At 66.3% G+C, this 15682-nt stretch carries 10 protein-coding genes and 4 pseudogenes; 10 read left to right on the top strand and 4 right to left on the bottom strand.

Annotated features, from left to right (window positions below; translation table 11 throughout):
- Positions 1 to 219 precede the first annotated feature (219 nt).
- The 6 genes and pseudogenes from OR16_RS21385 (at position 220) to OR16_RS21360 (ending at position 5264) form a co-directional block, all read left to right on the top strand.
- Entirely contained in the window at positions 220 to 1272 is a 1053-nt protein-coding gene (locus OR16_RS21385; protein ID WP_006160039.1) for a Bug family tripartite tricarboxylate transporter substrate binding protein, read from the top strand.
- A 123-nt stretch (positions 1273 to 1395) separates the two neighbouring features.
- Positions 1396 to 2296 (top strand): annotated as a pseudogene (locus OR16_RS21380) (malate/lactate/ureidoglycolate dehydrogenase).
- 45 nt (positions 2297 to 2341) lie between these two features.
- Positions 2342 to 2716 carry a 5-carboxymethyl-2-hydroxymuconate Delta-isomerase gene (locus tag OR16_RS21375; RefSeq protein WP_006160038.1) on the top strand — a complete coding sequence of 125 codons (375 nt, stop codon included), beginning with the start codon at positions 2342 to 2344 and terminating at the stop codon, positions 2714 to 2716.
- Positions 2717 to 2834: 118 nt separating this feature from the next.
- A complete protein-coding gene (gene garL, locus OR16_RS21370; RefSeq protein ID WP_006160037.1) occupies positions 2835 to 3626 on the top strand; it encodes a 2-dehydro-3-deoxyglucarate aldolase in 792 nt (263 codons plus the stop codon).
- 8 nt (positions 3627 to 3634) lie between these two features.
- A complete protein-coding gene (locus tag OR16_RS21365) occupies positions 3635 to 4561 on the top strand; it encodes a LysR family transcriptional regulator (protein WP_006160036.1) in 927 nt (308 codons plus the stop codon).
- A 181-nt stretch (positions 4562 to 4742) separates the two neighbouring features.
- Positions 4743 to 5264, top strand: a complete 522-nt coding sequence (locus tag OR16_RS21360) for an OsmC family protein (RefSeq protein ID WP_006160035.1) — start codon at positions 4743 to 4745, stop codon at positions 5262 to 5264.
- A gap of 15 nt (positions 5265 to 5279) precedes the next feature.
- On the opposite strand, the pseudogene OR16_RS21355 reads toward OR16_RS21360, so the two are convergent.
- The 3 genes and pseudogenes from OR16_RS21355 to OR16_RS21345 form a co-directional block, all read right to left on the bottom strand.
- Positions 5280 to 6445, bottom strand: a pseudogene (locus OR16_RS21355) (FAD-binding oxidoreductase).
- Positions 6446 to 6711: 266 nt separating this feature from the next.
- A pseudogene (locus OR16_RS21350) lies at positions 6712 to 8113 on the bottom strand (UxaA family hydrolase).
- Between the two features lie 126 nt (positions 8114 to 8239).
- Positions 8240 to 9595, bottom strand: a complete 1356-nt coding sequence (locus tag OR16_RS21345) for an MFS transporter (protein WP_006160034.1) — start codon at positions 9593 to 9595, stop codon at positions 8240 to 8242.
- A 506-nt stretch (positions 9596 to 10101) separates the two neighbouring features.
- Between OR16_RS21345 and kdgD the strand changes: the two genes are divergently transcribed.
- Positions 10102 to 11016, top strand: coding sequence for a 5-dehydro-4-deoxyglucarate dehydratase (kdgD, locus tag OR16_RS21340; RefSeq protein ID WP_006160033.1), 915 nt, complete (start codon positions 10102 to 10104; stop codon positions 11014 to 11016).
- 201 nt (positions 11017 to 11217) lie between these two features.
- Here the strand turns inward: kdgD and OR16_RS21335 are convergent, their stop codons facing one another.
- Complete coding sequence (locus OR16_RS21335) at positions 11218 to 12165, bottom strand: LysR family transcriptional regulator (protein WP_006160032.1); 948 nt, start codon at positions 12163 to 12165, stop codon at positions 11218 to 11220.
- A 100-nt stretch (positions 12166 to 12265) separates the two neighbouring features.
- Here OR16_RS21335 and OR16_RS21330 point away from each other — a divergent pair, with 100 nt between their 5' ends.
- The 3 genes and pseudogenes from OR16_RS21330 to OR16_RS21320 all read left to right on the top strand — a co-directional run bounded on the left by OR16_RS21330 (position 12266) and on the right by OR16_RS21320 (position 15652).
- Entirely contained in the window at positions 12266 to 13534 is a 1269-nt protein-coding gene (locus OR16_RS21330) for a CaiB/BaiF CoA transferase family protein (RefSeq protein WP_006160031.1), read from the top strand.
- Complete coding sequence (locus tag OR16_RS21325) at positions 13534 to 14565, top strand: NADPH:quinone oxidoreductase family protein (RefSeq protein WP_043420541.1); 1032 nt, start codon at positions 13534 to 13536, stop codon at positions 14563 to 14565. The genes OR16_RS21330 and OR16_RS21325 overlap by 1 nt, the downstream gene beginning before the upstream one ends.
- Positions 14541 to 15652 (top strand): annotated as a pseudogene (locus tag OR16_RS21320) (Bug family tripartite tricarboxylate transporter substrate binding protein). Before OR16_RS21325 ends, OR16_RS21320 begins: the two are co-directional and overlap by 25 nt.
- Positions 15653 to 15682 lie beyond the last annotated feature (30 nt).

The raw sequence follows: 15682 nt of genomic DNA, 5'->3' as shown, positions 1-15682 counted from the left end.
CCCGGGAATGTAGCGATTGTTATGTCGCGAATGCTTTGAGCGCTTGGCATAAGGCGCATTTCTGTTATGCATGAAACGCAAGGCTACTGCTGCAGCACGCGTGTAGATTGTTGCCAGGCGATCCCGCCCTGCCACATGTGCCGCTTGCCAGATCATAGCGGCCGTGCAACGCAGCGCAAAGGACGATAGCCAAGACAAAAATACCATGGAGACCAAGACATGCTTCTGCACCTGCGGCCCCTCCGGGCCAGCCAGCCAGCCCATCGGTCCCGCCGGTCCCATCCGCTTTCCCGTTGCCGCCTCGCCTTAGGCCTGCTTGCCTGCGCCCTGTCGACCGTTGGCGCCCCGGCCCATGCACAGGACGCCTGGCCGGCCAAGCCGATCAGCTATGTGGTTCCCTTTGCCGCGGGCGGCACCACCGACGTGCTCGGCCGCCTGATCGGCCAGCGCCTGTCGCAGATGATCGGCCAGCCGGTGGTGGTGGAAAACCGTGCCGGCGCAGGCGGCAATATCGGCTCCGACTACGTGGCCAAGGCCGCGCCGGATGGTTACACCCTGGTCGGCGGCACCATCAGCTCGCACTCGATCAATGTGAGCCTGTACCCGAAGATGCCGTACGACCCGATCAAGAGCTTTCAGCCCGTGGCCCTGATCGGCACGCTGCCCAACCTGCTGGTGGTCAACGCCAACAGCCCGTGGAAGAACGTGCAAGACGTGATCGCCGCCGCCAAGGCCAAGCCCGGCGCGGTCTCCTTCGGCTCGGCTGGTAACGGCACCTCGCAGCATCTGGCCGGCGAGCTGTTCTCCAGCATGGCCGGCGTCAAGCTGCTCCACGTGCCGTTCAAGGGCAGCAGCCCGGCCGTGCAGGCCTTGCTGGGCAACCAGGTCGATGTCTTGTTCGAGAACAGCGTGGCCGCCATGCCGATGATCCAGTCCGGCAAGTTCCGGGCGCTGGCCACCACCGCCGCCAAGCGCTCGCGCGAACTGCCTGACGTCGCCACGATCGCCGAGGCCGGCGGCCCGAAGCTGCAAGGCTACGAGATCGTTTCCTGGCAAGCCGTGTTCGCCCCCGCCGGCACCCCCGCGCCCATCGTCAACCGCCTTGCCACGGACATCGGCAAGATCATCCAGGAGCCGGACATGCGCGCTCGGCTGGCCTCGCTCGGGATCGAGCCTTCCGGCGCGGGCCCGGCCGAACTGGCCGCGTTCCAGAAGAGCGAAGTGGCCAAGTGGGCGCAACTCATCAAGAGCGCGAACATCCGGGCGGAATGACGCCGGCGCATGGCTCGCATGGCTTGCCGGGTACCCAAGCCGGGCCCGGCGGCTTATCATGGGGGCCGCCTTGTTCTACCGATTTCCCCACCGATCTCCCCTCCTCTTTCAACGCCCAAGCCCATGAGTGAACACCGCATCCCGACTCCCGCCCTCCATCAATGGGTGGTCGATCTCTGGCTCGCCGCCGGCTCCGATACCCGCGAGGCCCGCCTGACCGCCGACCACCTGGTCGGCGCCAACCTGTCAGGCCACGACTCGCACGGGGTCGGCATGATCCCGAAGTATGTGATGTCCTGGCAAGGCGAGCAGCTTCAACTGAACCAGCGCGTGAGCGTGGTGCACGAGGCTGGCGGCATCCTCAGCCTGGATGGCAACCGCGGCATGGGCCAGGCGGTGACCGAGGAAGCCATGGGCCTGGCCATCGAGCGCGCGCGCGCGCACGGCGTATGCGTGCTGGGGCTACGCAGCTCGCACCATCTTGGCCGGGTTGGCCATTGGGCCGAGCAAGCTACCGCTGCCGGCATGATCTCCATCCACTTCGTCAATGTGCTATCCAAGCCGATCGTGGCCCCGCATGGCGGCTATGAGGCGCGCTATGGCACCAACCCGTTCACCATCGGCGTGCCGGTGGCCGGCGGCGAGCCGCTGGTGATGGATTTCGCCACCAGCGCGATCGCGCTGGGCAAGGTGCGCGTGGCCAACAACAAGGGCGTGACGGTGCCCGCACGCGGTCTGGAACAACATGCTGGCCATCGTGTTCGATCCGGAACGCCTGGGCAGCAGCACCACCTTTGGCCATGAAGTGCAGGCCTTCGTCGACTGGCTGCGCTCGTCGCACCTGCAGCCCGGCACCGATGCCATCCTGCTGCCCGGCGAGCCTGAGCGCGCGTGGCGCCGTGCCCGCGCCGAGTTCATGCCGGTGGACAGCGGCACGCTGGCCCAGCTCGACGATGCCGCCGCGCGCGTGCACGCGGCCCGAGGCAAATCGCCCGGCCCGCTATCGCGGCTGGCGGTGGACTAGTCCGCCCGCCCCGGCAACCAACCGTAACTTTCAGGCCTAGCCACCATGCCGCACCTCATCATTGAAATCACCGAAAACACCCGGCTGACCTGCTCGCAGGAAGAACTGCTGGACGAAGCCAATGCCGCGCTGCTGGCCTCAGGCCAGTTCGGCGAGCCGGACATCAAGTCACGCTGCATCACGCTGACCTCCTACCGCCAGGGCACCGAGGCGCGCGAGCGCGCCTTCGTCCATGCGCGCCTGCACATCCTGGACGGCCGCGACCTGGCCGTGCGCCAGGCACTGAGTCAAGCGATCTGCGAGATCATTGCCGACGCGGTGCGCCCAGCCAACTCGGAAGACAGCGTGCAGGTCAGCGTGGAGGTGGTCCAGATGGAGCGCGCCAGCTTCACCAAGCAGATCGTCAGCGGCTCGCACTGACCCGCCAGGCAAGCAAGCAGCCTGTCAACGGCGGCATGAAGGACCACGCCGCCCTGGCAGACCGGCATCATCGGCTGAGGCATTCGCCTCCCAGACTGAAAACAGGAACACCATCGTGATGTCCACCCTCCCGAATTCGAGCTTGCCCTCGCCCCTGCCCAACCGCTTTCGTGCCGACGTGCTGGCGCGCAAGCGCGCGATCGGGTGCTGGTGCTCGCTCGGCAACGCCACCACCACCGAGATCCTCGGCCTGGCCGGCTTCGACTGGCTGCTGCTCGATGGCGAGCATTCGCCCAACGATGTGCTGACCTTCATCCCGCAACTGATGGCGCTGCAAGGCAGCGCGAGCGCGCCGGTAGTGCGCCCTCCCGTCAACGATCCGGTGCTGATGAAGCGCCTGCTGGATATCGGTTTCTATAATTTCCTGATTCCCTTCGTGGAGAGCGCCGAGCAGGCCGAGCGCGCGGTGAGCGCCACCCGCTACCCGCCCGCTGGCGTGCGCGGCGTGTCGATGGTCCAGCGCAGCAACCGCTACGGCACGGTGCCGGAGTACTTCAGCCAGATCAACGACAATATCTGCGTGCTGGTGCAGATCGAGAGCCAGAAAGGCGTGGATGCGGCCGACGAGATCTGCGCGGTGGATGGCGTGGACGGCATCTTTATCGGCCCGAATGACCTGGCGGCCGCCTGCGGCCACCTCGGCAACCCCAACCATCCCGAAGTGCAGGTGCAAGTGGCGCGCATCTTCGAGGCCGCCAAGCGCGCCGGCAAGGCCGTGGGCACGCTGACGCCGGTGGAAGCCGACGCGCGCCGCTACCTGGACATGGGCGCGAGCTTCGTGGCGGTGGGCCTGGACCAGAATCTCTTCCGTACCGCGACGCAGGCACTGCGCGATCGCTTCGCCGGCTGAGCGTCGCGATGAACTCCGAGGATCTGGCCTGCTTCGTCTGCGTCGCCAACACGCAGAGCATCTCGCGCGCCGCGCTCGAGATGGGCGCGGACCAGTCGACCGTAAGCCGGCAGATCGCCCGGCTCGAAGCCGCGCTGGACACCCGCCTGTTCCACCGCAGCGGGCGCGGCGTGGTGCTGACCGAGGCCGGCCAGACCCTCATCGTCTACGCCCGCCAGGTAGCGGCCACGCTGGCCGAAGCGCGCGAAGCCATCCGCGCATCGTCGGCGCAGGGCCCCGCGCAGTTGGTGATCGCGGCACAGCCCACCATCGCCAACACCGCGTTTGCCAGCATCGGCACCGCGCTCAAACAGCGCTTTCCCGCGACCAAGGTGCGCTTTGTCGAAGGGCTGGCGAGCCCCGTGCTGGCCTGGCTGGCCGCGGGCGAGATTGACGTCGCCCTGCTCTACCTGCCCGAGCAACAAGGGGCGCTGAAGGTCGACATCCTGCTGGAAGAAGACCTGACGCTGGTCACGCCCACATCCTGGAGCCACCTCGGCCCGACCTTTCCGGTACGCCGCCTTGGCGAAGTGCCGCTGATACTGCCCAGTACCGGGCATGGCCTGCGGGTCCTGGCCGAATCGCTCGCGGCCAGGGCGGGCGCCAGCCTGCAGCTCGCGCTGGAGTGCGATGCGTCGAACACCGTATCGATGCGCTTGGTGGAAGACGGCTGCGGCGCTACCCTGCTGCCATTTGCCGCCGTGGCGGATCGCGTGGCGCAAGGCCGGCTGCATTCAGCCCGGCTGGTGGAGCCGGTAGTGACGCGGCAAGTGGCGCTCGCCACCGCGCGTAACCGCACGCCAGTGCCTGAATTGTGGGACATCATGCAGACAGTCAGGCAGTCGGTGCGCAATATTGTGATGTCGGGGGCCTGGCCGGGGGCGCGGTTGATCTGAATCGCTTGGTTGTCCTGAAACCGGCGATCAGGCAAACGCGACCGAACCATGCTTCTGGAGAACCTGCGGCGGCCTTGCAGCCAGCCGTTCAGGCGCCATGGCAAATCCCCGGAAGCGTTGAGGATTACACTGCCAGGACCGCCACCGGTCACGACCAACACCTAGCGTCGAGAGCACTCCCATGAACGCCGACCAGCTCCGCACCCTCCAGGCCCCGCTCAAGGAAAAGTATCGGGAACACCCGGAAACCGCATCGATCACGTTGCGGGCTTCCAGCCGTCTCGGTGAAGGAATCACCTGCAGCCTCGAAACCGGCAAGGCGCTGGTCGAAGCCGGCCTGCATCCCGCCACCGGCGGCACCGGCCTGAGCGCCTGCTCCGGCGACATGCTGCTGGAGGCCCTGGCTGCCTGCGCCGGGGTCACGCTGAACGCCGTAGCGACAGCGCTGGACATTGCACTGCGCGGCGCGCGCGTGCTGGTGGAAGGCGACCTCGATTTTCGCGGCACGCTTGGCGTTAGCAAGGACGCCGCCGTGGGCTTCCACGCGATCCGGGTGCGGTTTGAACTGGATACGGACGCGCGGGCCGATCAGGTCGAAACGCTGTTGCGGCTGACCGAGCGCTATTGCGTGGTGTACCAGACGCTCGCCGGCGGCACGAAGATCGACGTTACCCATGCCGTCGGCACGGGGCCGGCGGCATAGGCTGCAAAGGCGCGCTCAGGGCTTGATGTTCTGGTTGTGGCGGAACAGGTTGTCGGGATCGTAGCGCCGCTTGACCTCGACCAGCCTCGCGTAGTTCGGCCCGTACGCGGCGCCGACGCGATCGCCCTCTTCCTGTGTCAGGAAATTCACGTAAACCGAGCCGAGCGCGTAGGGTGCCGCAGCCTGGAAGACCTCGCGCGACCAGGCGATGCAGGCGTCGTCGTCGGCCGGCTCGGTCCAGCGTCCGTGCACGTTCATCACATAGTTGCTATCGCGATTGGGATACGCAGCGGCGTCCACCGCGACCCGGTTGGTTTGCCCGCCCATGGCGCCGATAAAGATCTCGGTGTGCGGCGAGGGCAGCTTGTTGACGTAGTCCGTCAACAGCGTGAGCAGGCCATCGTCGAGTCCGGCGAAGTTGTGCGACTTCCAGTAGTTGCGCGCACCGGGCGTGAGCAAGGGATCGAACGCCTGCTGCCAGGCCGCAAACGGCATGGGCCCGACATGCTCGCCATACGGCGTGCCGAAATGACGCAATGGCTCGACCAGTTGCGGCCCGTTCGCTGGCGGCCCGATATAGCAGATGGCCAGCGCCACGACGGGCTTGCCATGGGTCTCGGGCGACAGGAACGGCAGCGGCGGCGCGAGCCGCAGCACGGCCCATACGGTCAGCTCATCGGGCATGGCGTCGAAACGGTCTTATCCACGGTGGTGCCGTACTTGCGGCTGATCCAGCCGAAGCCGCCGCCCAAGGTGAGTCCGGCCACACCGGTGGTGGAGTTGATGCCGAGCGGCGTAGCAAGGCCGAAGGCCTGCGCCTCGTGGTCGAAATCGCCCAGCGTGGCGCCGGGCTCCACGTAGGCGCGCAGCGCGGTGGGGTCGATCCGCACCGATTTCATGCCTGACAGGTCCAGCGTGACGCCACCATCGCAAAGAGCCAGGCCGCCGATATTATGGCCGCCAGCGCGCACGGACAGCAGCATGCCGTTGTCCCGCGCGAACACGATGGTATCGATGACATCGGCCGTGCCGGCGCTCTTGACGATCAGCGCGGGACGGCGGTCGATCATGGCGTTCCAGACTTGCCGCGCCTCCTCATAGCCCGCCTCGCCAGGTTGCAGCACCTGGCCTCTCAGTTTCGACTTCAACCCATTGACCAGCTCACTCGACAAATCGGCCATGATGCACCTCGCGACGGAATCCCGGATACGGGTTCGGCCGTCCCGCCGGCTACGCGCCACGAAGAACGGCATCTCTCCGTCTCCAGCGTCATGTCGGGAAGAAGGATGGCATGGCGAACCGAGGGAGAGAAAGGCGGAAGGTGTGGTGGCCGGGAGGGGCCGGATCCCTCCTCATTTAAGGTGGGTCCGGCGGGAATGTAAAGCGGCCGTGACTCTGGTCCCGGCCGCCGGCAACGATTCCGAGGGGCGCAGGCCACGCAAGACACTCAGGTCACCGGCGCCGGGTTGAACAGCGCCAGCGCATTGTGCAGCTTATGGTGCTCGGCCCAGGTCTTCTTGCGCCCGCTTGCCACGTCCAGCATCAAGCGGAACAACTCCCAGCCCACATCCTCGATGGTGGCCTCGCCAGTGGCGATGCGCCCGGCATTCACGTCCATCAGGTCGTGCCAGCGGCGGGCCAGATCACTGCGCGTTGCCACCTTGATCACGGGTACTTCGGCCAGGCCATACGGCGTGCCGCGGCCGGTGGTGAATACGTGCAGGTTCATGCCGGCGGCCAGCTGCAGGGTCCCGCAGATAAAGTCGCTGGCGGGCGTGGCTGCATAGATCAGGCCCTTTTGCTTGAGCTTCTCGCCCGGGGAGAGCACGCCGGTAATGGCTGTGCTGCCGGACTTGACGATCGAGCCCATGGCCTTCTCGACGATATTGGACAGCCCGCCCTTCTTGTTGCCGGGCGTGGTATTGGCGCTGCGGTCGACCCGGCCCTTTTCCAGGTAGCGGTCGTACCAATCCATCTCGCGGATCATGGCCTGCGCCACTTCCGGCGTGGCGGCGCGCGCGGTGAGCTGGTCGATGCCGTCGCGCACTTCAGTGACTTCGGAGAACATTACGGTGGCGCCGGCGCGCACCAGCAGGTCGGTGGCAAACCCCACGGCGGGATTGGCGGTCACGCCCGAAAAGCTCGTCGTCCTGCAGGCACACCACGCCCACATCCAGGCCGCCGGGCAAGCTGCCGGCCGGCAGCAGGCGCTCTGGCTGGAGCTTCTCGCAACCCAGGCTCACCATCATCGCGGTGCCGCCAAAATTCGGGTTCAGCGCGATATTGCGCAGGGTGCGGATCGGCACGATGGCGTCCGGCGCATCGATGGCCACGCCGCAGCCATAGGTATGCTCCAGCCCCACCACGTCATCCACATTGGGATACCGTGGCAGCAGCTCGGCCTTGATGCGCCGCACCGCGTGCTCCACCACGCCCGACACGCACTGCACGGTGGTGGTGATGGCAAGGATGTTGCGGCTGCCGACCGAGCCGTCCGGATTGCGGAAGCCCTCGAAGGTATAGCCATCCAGCGGCGGCAGCGGGTCCGCCACGCGCGTGCCGATCGGCAGGTTGTCCAGCCCGGGCGCCACCGGCATCTCGATCACGCGCTCATTGACCCAGCTGCCCTTGGGCAGGTCGCGCAGCGCATAGCCGATCACCACGTTGTAGCGCACCACGGCATCGCCGGCCGCCAGGTCGGCCAGCGCCACCTTGTGGCCCTGGGGCACCCGCTCGCGCAGGGTCAGGCCGCAGGGAAACACCGTGCCTTCCGGCAGGCCGCCATCGTTGGCGACGATGGCCACGTTATCCAGTTCGTGGATGCGAATGTACAGCGGAGTGCCCTGCACCTGCGCAGCCGGCTGCGAACCGCCTGGCTGCTCTACTTTGATATCGATCACCGACATGTCTTTTTTCCTTGCGAAACGCTTGGCCGCTGCGCCGGGGCTGCGCCCGCGCAGCCGGCGCCACTGAATTCAGGGATGCTTGAGCTCGACGCGCTTGATTTCCTTGACGATCACCAGGTAGCTGATCACGGTCACCAGCGCGTTGGCGCCGACGAAGACCAGCGCGCCGTTGAAGGAACCGGTGGTGCCAAGGATATAGCCGATCACGATCGGCGTGACGATGCCCGCGATGTTTCCGAACATGTTAAAGATGCTGCCGGCCAGGCCGATCACTTCCTTCGGTGCCGTATCCGCCACCACCGCCCAGCCCAGCGCGCCGATCCCCTTGCCGAAGAACGCCAGCGCCATGAAGCCCACCACCAGCCATTCGCTATCCACATAATTGCAGGCAATCATGCTGACCGACAGCAGCATGCCGGCGACGATCGGCACCTTGCGGGCCACCGTCAGCGAATAGCCGCGGCGCAGGAACCCATCGGAGATCACGCCGCCCAGCACGCCACCCAGGAAGCCGCAGATCGCTGGCAGCGAAGCCACGAAGCCGGCTTTCAGGATCGACATGCCGCGGGCCTGCACCAGGTACACGGGAAACCACGTCAGGAAGAAGTACGTCAGCACGTTGATGCAATACTGGCCCAGGTACACGCCCAGCAACATCCGGTTGGAGAGCAACTGGCGCACGTAGAACCAGCGCGTGCCGGGCGCTTCCTTCTCCTTCTTGCCAGCGTCACCGCTCATCTCGATCAGCCCGCCGCCCTGCTTGATGTAGTCAAGTTCCGCGCGGTTCACGCCCGGATGCGTCGCCGGGCTGCGCACCACCTTGAGCCAGAGACCGGCCAGCACCATGCCCAGCGCACCCATCCACATATAGACGTGGTGCCAGCCCAGCGCGTGGGTCAGCCACGCCATCAAGGGCGTAAAGAGCACCGCGGCAAAATACTGCGCCGAGTTGAAGATGGCCGAAGCCGTGCCGCGCTCGGCCGTGGGAAACCAGCTGGCCACGACCTTGGCATTGGCCGGGAACGCCGGCGACTCGGCCAGGCCCACGGCAAATCGCAGCACGAACAACGTGGTCACCGCCGCGCCAACCGTGGCGAACACGCCGATAAAACCCTGCAGCAGCGTAAAGAGCGACCACAGGAAAATACTGCAGGCGTAGATGCGGCGGGCGCCAAACCGGTCGAGCAGCCAGCCGCCCGGGATCTGCGCCATCACATAGGCCCAGCTGAAGGCCGAGAAGATAAAGCCCATCTGCACGGCATCGAAGCCGAACTCCGCGCGCATCGCGGGGCCGGTGATGGAAAGCGTGGCGCGGTCGGCGTAGTTCACCGTCGTCACCACGAAGATCATCAGCAGGATCCAGTAACGGACATTGCTGCGACGGGTGGCCGCGCCGGCCACACTGATTGAATTGCTGAGATTCATGGGGTCTCCTGCACGGAGCCGGCTGAGAGATCCGGAGACCGGCTTGCGGCTGGCGTCCTTCTCGCGTGCTTGGTCGGCTACGTGATATGTCATCGTATGACTCGAATTATAGGCACCGGCGTTGATCGACAACATTAAGTGTTTACCCGAGTTTGGGTGCAACACCTCCGCGAGACCGTTCTAGCCCGCCGAGCCGTGACCGCCTCCCGCGTCCTGTGCCAAAAAAAAAGGGATACAAGAAGCTTTCAGCCAGCTTTCACCGTGCTTTGGGAAGATTCTGCTCCACCCTCTCAACGGCTCGCCGGGGCTGTCTCAGATGACCGCCGCCGCCTTCGGGCAAAGTGCCATGCGAGCACCGCCGGGGTCACGGCCTCCATCCGGGCAAAAACACTTGCGCATTCAAATTCCTAGTTGTACGATGACGTATATCGAAATTGTGCCAATCAGAATCCAGCACAAGACCCCGTGAACCAACCCTGCCCTTGCGGGTATCAGGACCAGCCCCCATGACCACACCACAAGAACTCAAGCAGATCGTCTCGGAAGGCCTGCTTTCCTTCCCCGTGACCGACTTCGACGCGCAAGGCAACTTCCGCCCCGAGACCTATGTAGAGCGCCTGGAATGGCTGGCCCCCTACGGCGCCACCGCCCTGTTCGCCGCCGGTGGCACCGGCGAGTTCTTCTCGCTGACGCCGGACGACTACGCCAACGTCATCCGCACCGCGGTGGAAACCTGCGCCGGCAAGGTGCCCATCCTCGCCGGCGCAGGCGGCCCAACCCGTATGGCCATCGCCTACGCCAAGGAAGCCCAGCGTCTGGGTGCCAAGGGCATCCTGCTGCTGCCGCACTACCTGACCGAAGCCTGCCAGGACGGCATTGCCAACCATATTGAAGAAGTCTGCAAGTCGGTCCATATCGGCGTGATCGTGTACAACCGCGGCAATTCCCGCATCAACGCGGACATGCTGGAACGCCTGGCCGATCGCTGCCCGAACCTGATCGGCTTCAAGGATGGCGTGGGCGAGATCGAAGGCATGGTCCGCATCCGCCGTAAGCTGGGCGACCGCCTTTCCTACTTGGGCGGCCTGCCCACCGCGGAAGTCTATGCCGCGGCCTACAAGGCGCTGGGCGTGCCCGTGTACTCGTCGGCCGTGTTCAACTTCATCCCCAAGACGGCGATGGACTTCTACCGCGCGATTGCCGCCGACGACCACGCCACCACCAACCGCCTGATCGACGAGTTCTTCCTGCCCTACCTGGACATCCGCAACCGCCGCGCAGGCTACGCGGTGAGCATCGTCAAGGCCGGGGCCAAGCTGGTCGGGCACGACGCCGGCCCGGTCCGCGCGCCGCTGACGGATCTGGACGAGCAGGAGCTGGCGATGCTGGACGCGCTGATCAAGAAGCTGGGCCCGCAGTAAGGGGCGCGGCTAGTCGCGCCTGCTCGAGGCGAGCCGCCTGGGAGGGCGGTATTTCGAATATCCGCTTCAGCATCCAACGGTCAGCCGCCACAGCTGGTTGCCCAGGGTATTTCCAGGCAAATCAGTTCGAGTGCTCCACGAAACCAGAGTCACTAAAAAGTGGCGCCTGTTTTTACAATAGGCGCGCCAGGCTCCTCGCGCTCATTCCCCGCCAGCTCCACGCCCAATCCAGTTGCCCGCCTGGCTCTCCAGCCGCGCCCGGATGAAATCCATCAGGGTGCGGGTGGCCAGCGTGGGAAACCGGTTCGGCGCCGTCAGCATGTAAATGCTGTCGCCCACGCCTTCGGGTTCGTATTCGGGCAACACCTCCACCACTTCGCCGCGGCCGATCTGTTGCCACACCGCATAGCGCGGCAACAGAGCAACGCCAAGTCCAGCCATCATCGACTCGAACAGGAAGGGATAATCGCCGGACTGGATGCGCGGGGCGACCCGCAGGATCAGCGGCGTGCCGGCCAGTCTCAGCTTGAGATCGAAGCGCCGCCCGAGCGATGCCGGCGCAATCAGGTCGCAATGGCCAAGATCCTCGGCGCGGCTCACTGGCCCATGCTCGGCCAGGAAGGCCGGCGCTGCGCACAGGCACCAGCCTACCCCGCAAATCCTGCGCGCCACGTGGTCCTCCGGCGGCAGGGAGGTGATCTTCAGCGCCACATCCACCTCGGCGGAAATCAGGTCGCCGATATAGTCGTTGATCAGCACGCGCAGGGAGATGGCCGGGTATTGCCGGGCAAACTCCAGTAATACCTGCGCCAGGTAGAGATGCCCGAGTCCGGTGGGCAGGCGGATCCGCACGTCGCCGCGCACGGTCTGGCCAAGGCTGTCGATAGAGGTGCCCGCCGCCTGCAGCTCATCGAGCATGCGAACGCCGTGCGCATACAGCAGCCGCCCGGCCTCGGTCAGCTCCACATGGCGGGTAGTGCGCCGCATCAATTGCGCGCCCATATGCTGCTCAAGCGCCTTGAGACGGCGCGAGACATTGGAGCGGGTCATGCCGCCGCGCGCGGCGGCGGCCGTGAGCGTTCTGGACTCCACCAGCGTGACGAACAGCCGGATCAGGTTCAGGTCGAAGCTGGGATTATTGTCAATCATGAGTCAACACGGGTGGCACAGGCCGGCGGATTGTCACGGCCAGGAGTACGCCCTAGCATAAGCCATCCGACACCACCTTACGACTCCCGGATCCCTGCCGATGTCCCAGACCGACCTGCAATCCGCCCTAGCTTCACATACCGCCTCATCTTCCGAAGCGGTCGACGAGCTGCCCTTCTCTGGCCTGCGCATCCTGGATATCAGCCAGGGCATTGCGGGCCCGTATTGTGCGCATATCCTCTGGCAACAAGGCGCCGAGGTCATCAAGGTCGATCCGCCGGCGGGCGACTGGGGCAGGCATGTGGGCGTGGTGCGCGGGGAGCATAGCGCGCTGTCGATCGCGTACAACGCCGGCAAGCGCGGCGTCTGCATCGATGCGGCCACCGACGCCGGCAAGGCGCTGCTGTTCGACCTCGCGCTGCAGGCGGATATCGTGGTGCAGAACTTCCGGCCGCAGGTTGCCGAGCGGCTCGGCGTGGGCTATGCCGCGCTGTGCGCGCGCAACCCGGCGCTGGTCTATGTGTCGATCAGCGGCTACGGCGCGCACGGCCCCTATGCCGACTATCCGGCTTCGGACTCGGTGATGCAGGCCGACAGCGGCCTCATGCACACCAACCGCATGGCCGACGGCACGCCGCGCCGCATCGGCATGCTGCTGGCGGACGCGGCCACCGGCCTGTATGCAGCGCAGGCCTGCGCCGCCGCCTTGTGCAGGCGCTTTCGCCGCGGCCTCGGCGCACATGTCGAGCTGAACCTGTTCGACGCCTGCGTAGCGCTGCAGGCCAACAATATCCTCGAGTACGCCATCCAGGGCGCCGTGGCTGCCGGGCCGGTGAGCGCGCCGAATGGCGTGTTTGCCACCAGCGACGGCAGCCTCACCTTGCTGGCGCTGAACAACGCGCAGTTCGGCAGGCTGTGCGTGGCGCTGGATCGCCCGGCGTGGGCGGACGATGCGCGCTTTGCCGACAATGCCAGCCGCATGGCGCACGCGGCGTGGCTGCAGGACGCCGTGGCTGCGGTGCTTGCCGGCAAGAGCACGGGGCACTGGCTGCGCGTCCTTCAGGCGCACGATATCCTCCATGCGCCGGTGCGCGACTACCGGCAAGTGCTCGACCACCCGCAAGCCGCGCAGCAGGAGACGTTCCAGACGGTAGCGCAGGCTGGCCTGGGTACCTTGCCGTTTGCCGGCATCCCGGCCAAGGGCATGCGGCGCGCGCCGAGCGCAGCGCCGCGTGTCGGCGAACACACCGAAGCCGTGCTGCGCGAATGTGGCATAACGCCTGACAAGCTCGCCCGATTGCTGGAGTGCGGCGTTGTCAGGCAGGCTAGCCCGTTGGCTGGCCAAAACACGGCGGGAGCCACAGCATGATGCGCGCCCTGCTCTGCGAGCACTTCGGCAAAGCACAAGACGTCCGCCTGGCGAGCATCCCGCGGCCGGCGCTTGCGGATCCGCACGCGGTCACGCTTGCCGTGGAATATGCAAGTGTGAGCCACGCCACCGGCCTGATGGTCGCGGGACGCTACCAGACCAAGCCGCCGTTGCCGTTCGTGCCCGGCACCGAGGCGGTCGGCCGGGTAGTGGCTTGCGGCGCGGCCGTCACGCGCTTGCGCCCCGGCGACCGCGTGGTGGCCATTGCCGACTGGGGCTGCTTTGCCGATGAAGTCACGCTGCCGGAGTACACGGTCTACCCCATACCCGATACGCTTGACGCACTGCAAGCCCTGCCGGTCCCGCTCTCCTACGGCACCGCTTACTGCGGCCTGGTGTGGCGCGGCGCCGTGCAGCCGGGCGAAACGGTGCTGGTGCTCGGCGCCGGCGCCGGCGTGGGCCTGGCCGCGGTGGAAATCGCCCACCAGTTGGGCGCGCAGGTGATCGCCTGCGCCAGCACCGAATCGAAACGCGCGCAGGCCCTGCTCCGCGGCGCTCAGCATGCGCTGGCCCCGGAAGACCTGGCCGCCGCCGTCAAGCGCGTAACCGGCGGGCATGGCGCCGACGTGGTGGTAGATCCGGTAGGCGGCGACCTGTTCGACCAGGCGCTGCGCGCGGCCGCTGCCAATGCGCGGATTCTCAGCATCGGCTTTGCCAGCGGCCGCATCCCGCAAGCGCCGCTGAACCTGCTGCTGGTGAAGAACCTGACGCTGCATGGATTTTTTGTCGGCCGCTATATCGGCTGGACCCCCGCCAACGAGCGGGCACAGCATGCACCTGCGCTGCAGGCCGTCATGCGCACGCTGTGCGCCTGGGCCAGCGAGGGCAAGATTCGACCGACGGTGTCGAAGGTGTACCCGATGAGCGGGCTGGCCGAGGCGCTGGGCGCCCTGGAAGCCCGGCAGGTCATCGGCAAAGTCGCGATAAAAATCAAGGAGACAAAGTCATGCCATTCCGATTCAGGGTCCTGAACACGCAACACGGTACACACCGCACCAAGCATCGCCATAACGCACGCCATCTGGTCTTGCTGGCGAGCCTGGCCACGGCTGCCGTCGCCACCATCGCCGCCTTCGGCGCTTCTCCCGCCCGTGCCGCCGATGATTTCCCGCAACGCCCCATCCGCATGGTGCTGCCTTACCCGCCGGGCGGTCCCACCGACCTGCTGGCGCGCGTGGTCGGCGTCAAGATGGGCGACACGCTCGGCCAGACGGTCGTGATCGACAACAAGCCGGGCGCCAGCGGCATGATCGGCGCGGAAGTGGTCGCCAAGGCCGCGCCCGACGGGGCGCCAGCGGCATGATCGGCGCGGAAGTGGTCGCCAAGGCCGCGCCCGACGGGNTACACGATCCCTGGCCAATGCCTCGCTGCATGTGATCAACCCGAGCATCTACCCCAAGATGCGCTACGACGCGTTCCGCGATTTTTGTGCCCATCACGCAGTTGGCCGATGTGCCGCTGGTGCTGGTGGTCAACAACGATTCGCCGGTCAAGACCGTGCAGGACCTGATTGCCTATGCGAAGGCCAAGGGCGGCAGCATCAACTTTGGTTCAGCGGGTAATGCGTCGGCCCAGCAACTGGCGGGCGAGTCGTTCAAGTTCGCCGCCAACGTCTCGATGCAGCACGTGCCGTACAAGGGCAGCTCGCCCGCGCTGACCGACCTGATGGGCGGCCAGATCCAGTTGATGTTCGATTCCATGCCATCAGCCATGCCGTTTATCAAGGCCGGCAAGCTGCGCGCCGTGGCCGTCACCACGCTCAAGCGCGCGCGCGCCCTGCCGGACGTGCCTACGGTGGCGGAGTCGGGCTTGCCTGGCTTCAATATCAGCACCTGGTACGGCCTATGGGCACCGCGCGGCACGCCGGCCCCGATCGTGGCGAAACTGGCGGCCCACGCCGCGCAAGCGTTGCGCCAGCCCGACGTGCAGCGCCAGTACGCCGACATGGGCGCCGAGCCCGTAGGCTCTTCCCCCGCCGAGTTCGCGCGCTACACCGTGGCGGAGGGCAACAAGTGGGCCGAGATCGTGCGCAAGTCGGGCGCCAAGGCGGATCAGTAACCATCGCCGCGCTGCCATGGAGAGCGGCAG

Source organism: Cupriavidus basilensis OR16 (assembly GCF_000243095.1).
Classification (GTDB): domain Bacteria; phylum Pseudomonadota; class Gammaproteobacteria; order Burkholderiales; family Burkholderiaceae; genus Cupriavidus; species Cupriavidus basilensis_D.
Note: the sequence above shows the minus strand (reverse complement) of the source record. Positions and strands in the feature narration are given on the sequence as shown.

Coding starts and splice junctions, on each gene's coding strand:
- OR16_RS21385 (WP_006160039.1), top strand. CDS start 220: ATGCTTCTGCACCTGCGGCCCCTCCGGGCCAGCCAGCCAGCCCATCGG.
- OR16_RS21375 (WP_006160038.1), top strand. CDS start 2,342: ATGCCGCACCTCATCATTGAAATCACCGAAAACACCCGGCTGACCTGC.
- garL (WP_006160037.1), top strand. CDS start 2,835: ATGTCCACCCTCCCGAATTCGAGCTTGCCCTCGCCCCTGCCCAACCGC.
- OR16_RS21365 (WP_006160036.1), top strand. CDS start 3,635: ATGAACTCCGAGGATCTGGCCTGCTTCGTCTGCGTCGCCAACACGCAG.
- OR16_RS21360 (WP_006160035.1), top strand. CDS start 4,743: ATGAACGCCGACCAGCTCCGCACCCTCCAGGCCCCGCTCAAGGAAAAG.
- OR16_RS21345 (WP_006160034.1), bottom strand. CDS start 9,595: ATGAATCTCAGCAATTCAATCAGTGTGGCCGGCGCGGCCACCCGTCGC.
- kdgD (WP_006160033.1), top strand. CDS start 10,102: ATGACCACACCACAAGAACTCAAGCAGATCGTCTCGGAAGGCCTGCTT.
- OR16_RS21335 (WP_006160032.1), bottom strand. CDS start 12,165: ATGATTGACAATAATCCCAGCTTCGACCTGAACCTGATCCGGCTGTTC.
- OR16_RS21330 (WP_006160031.1), top strand. CDS start 12,266: ATGTCCCAGACCGACCTGCAATCCGCCCTAGCTTCACATACCGCCTCA.
- OR16_RS21325 (WP_043420541.1), top strand. CDS start 13,534: ATGCGCGCCCTGCTCTGCGAGCACTTCGGCAAAGCACAAGACGTCCGC.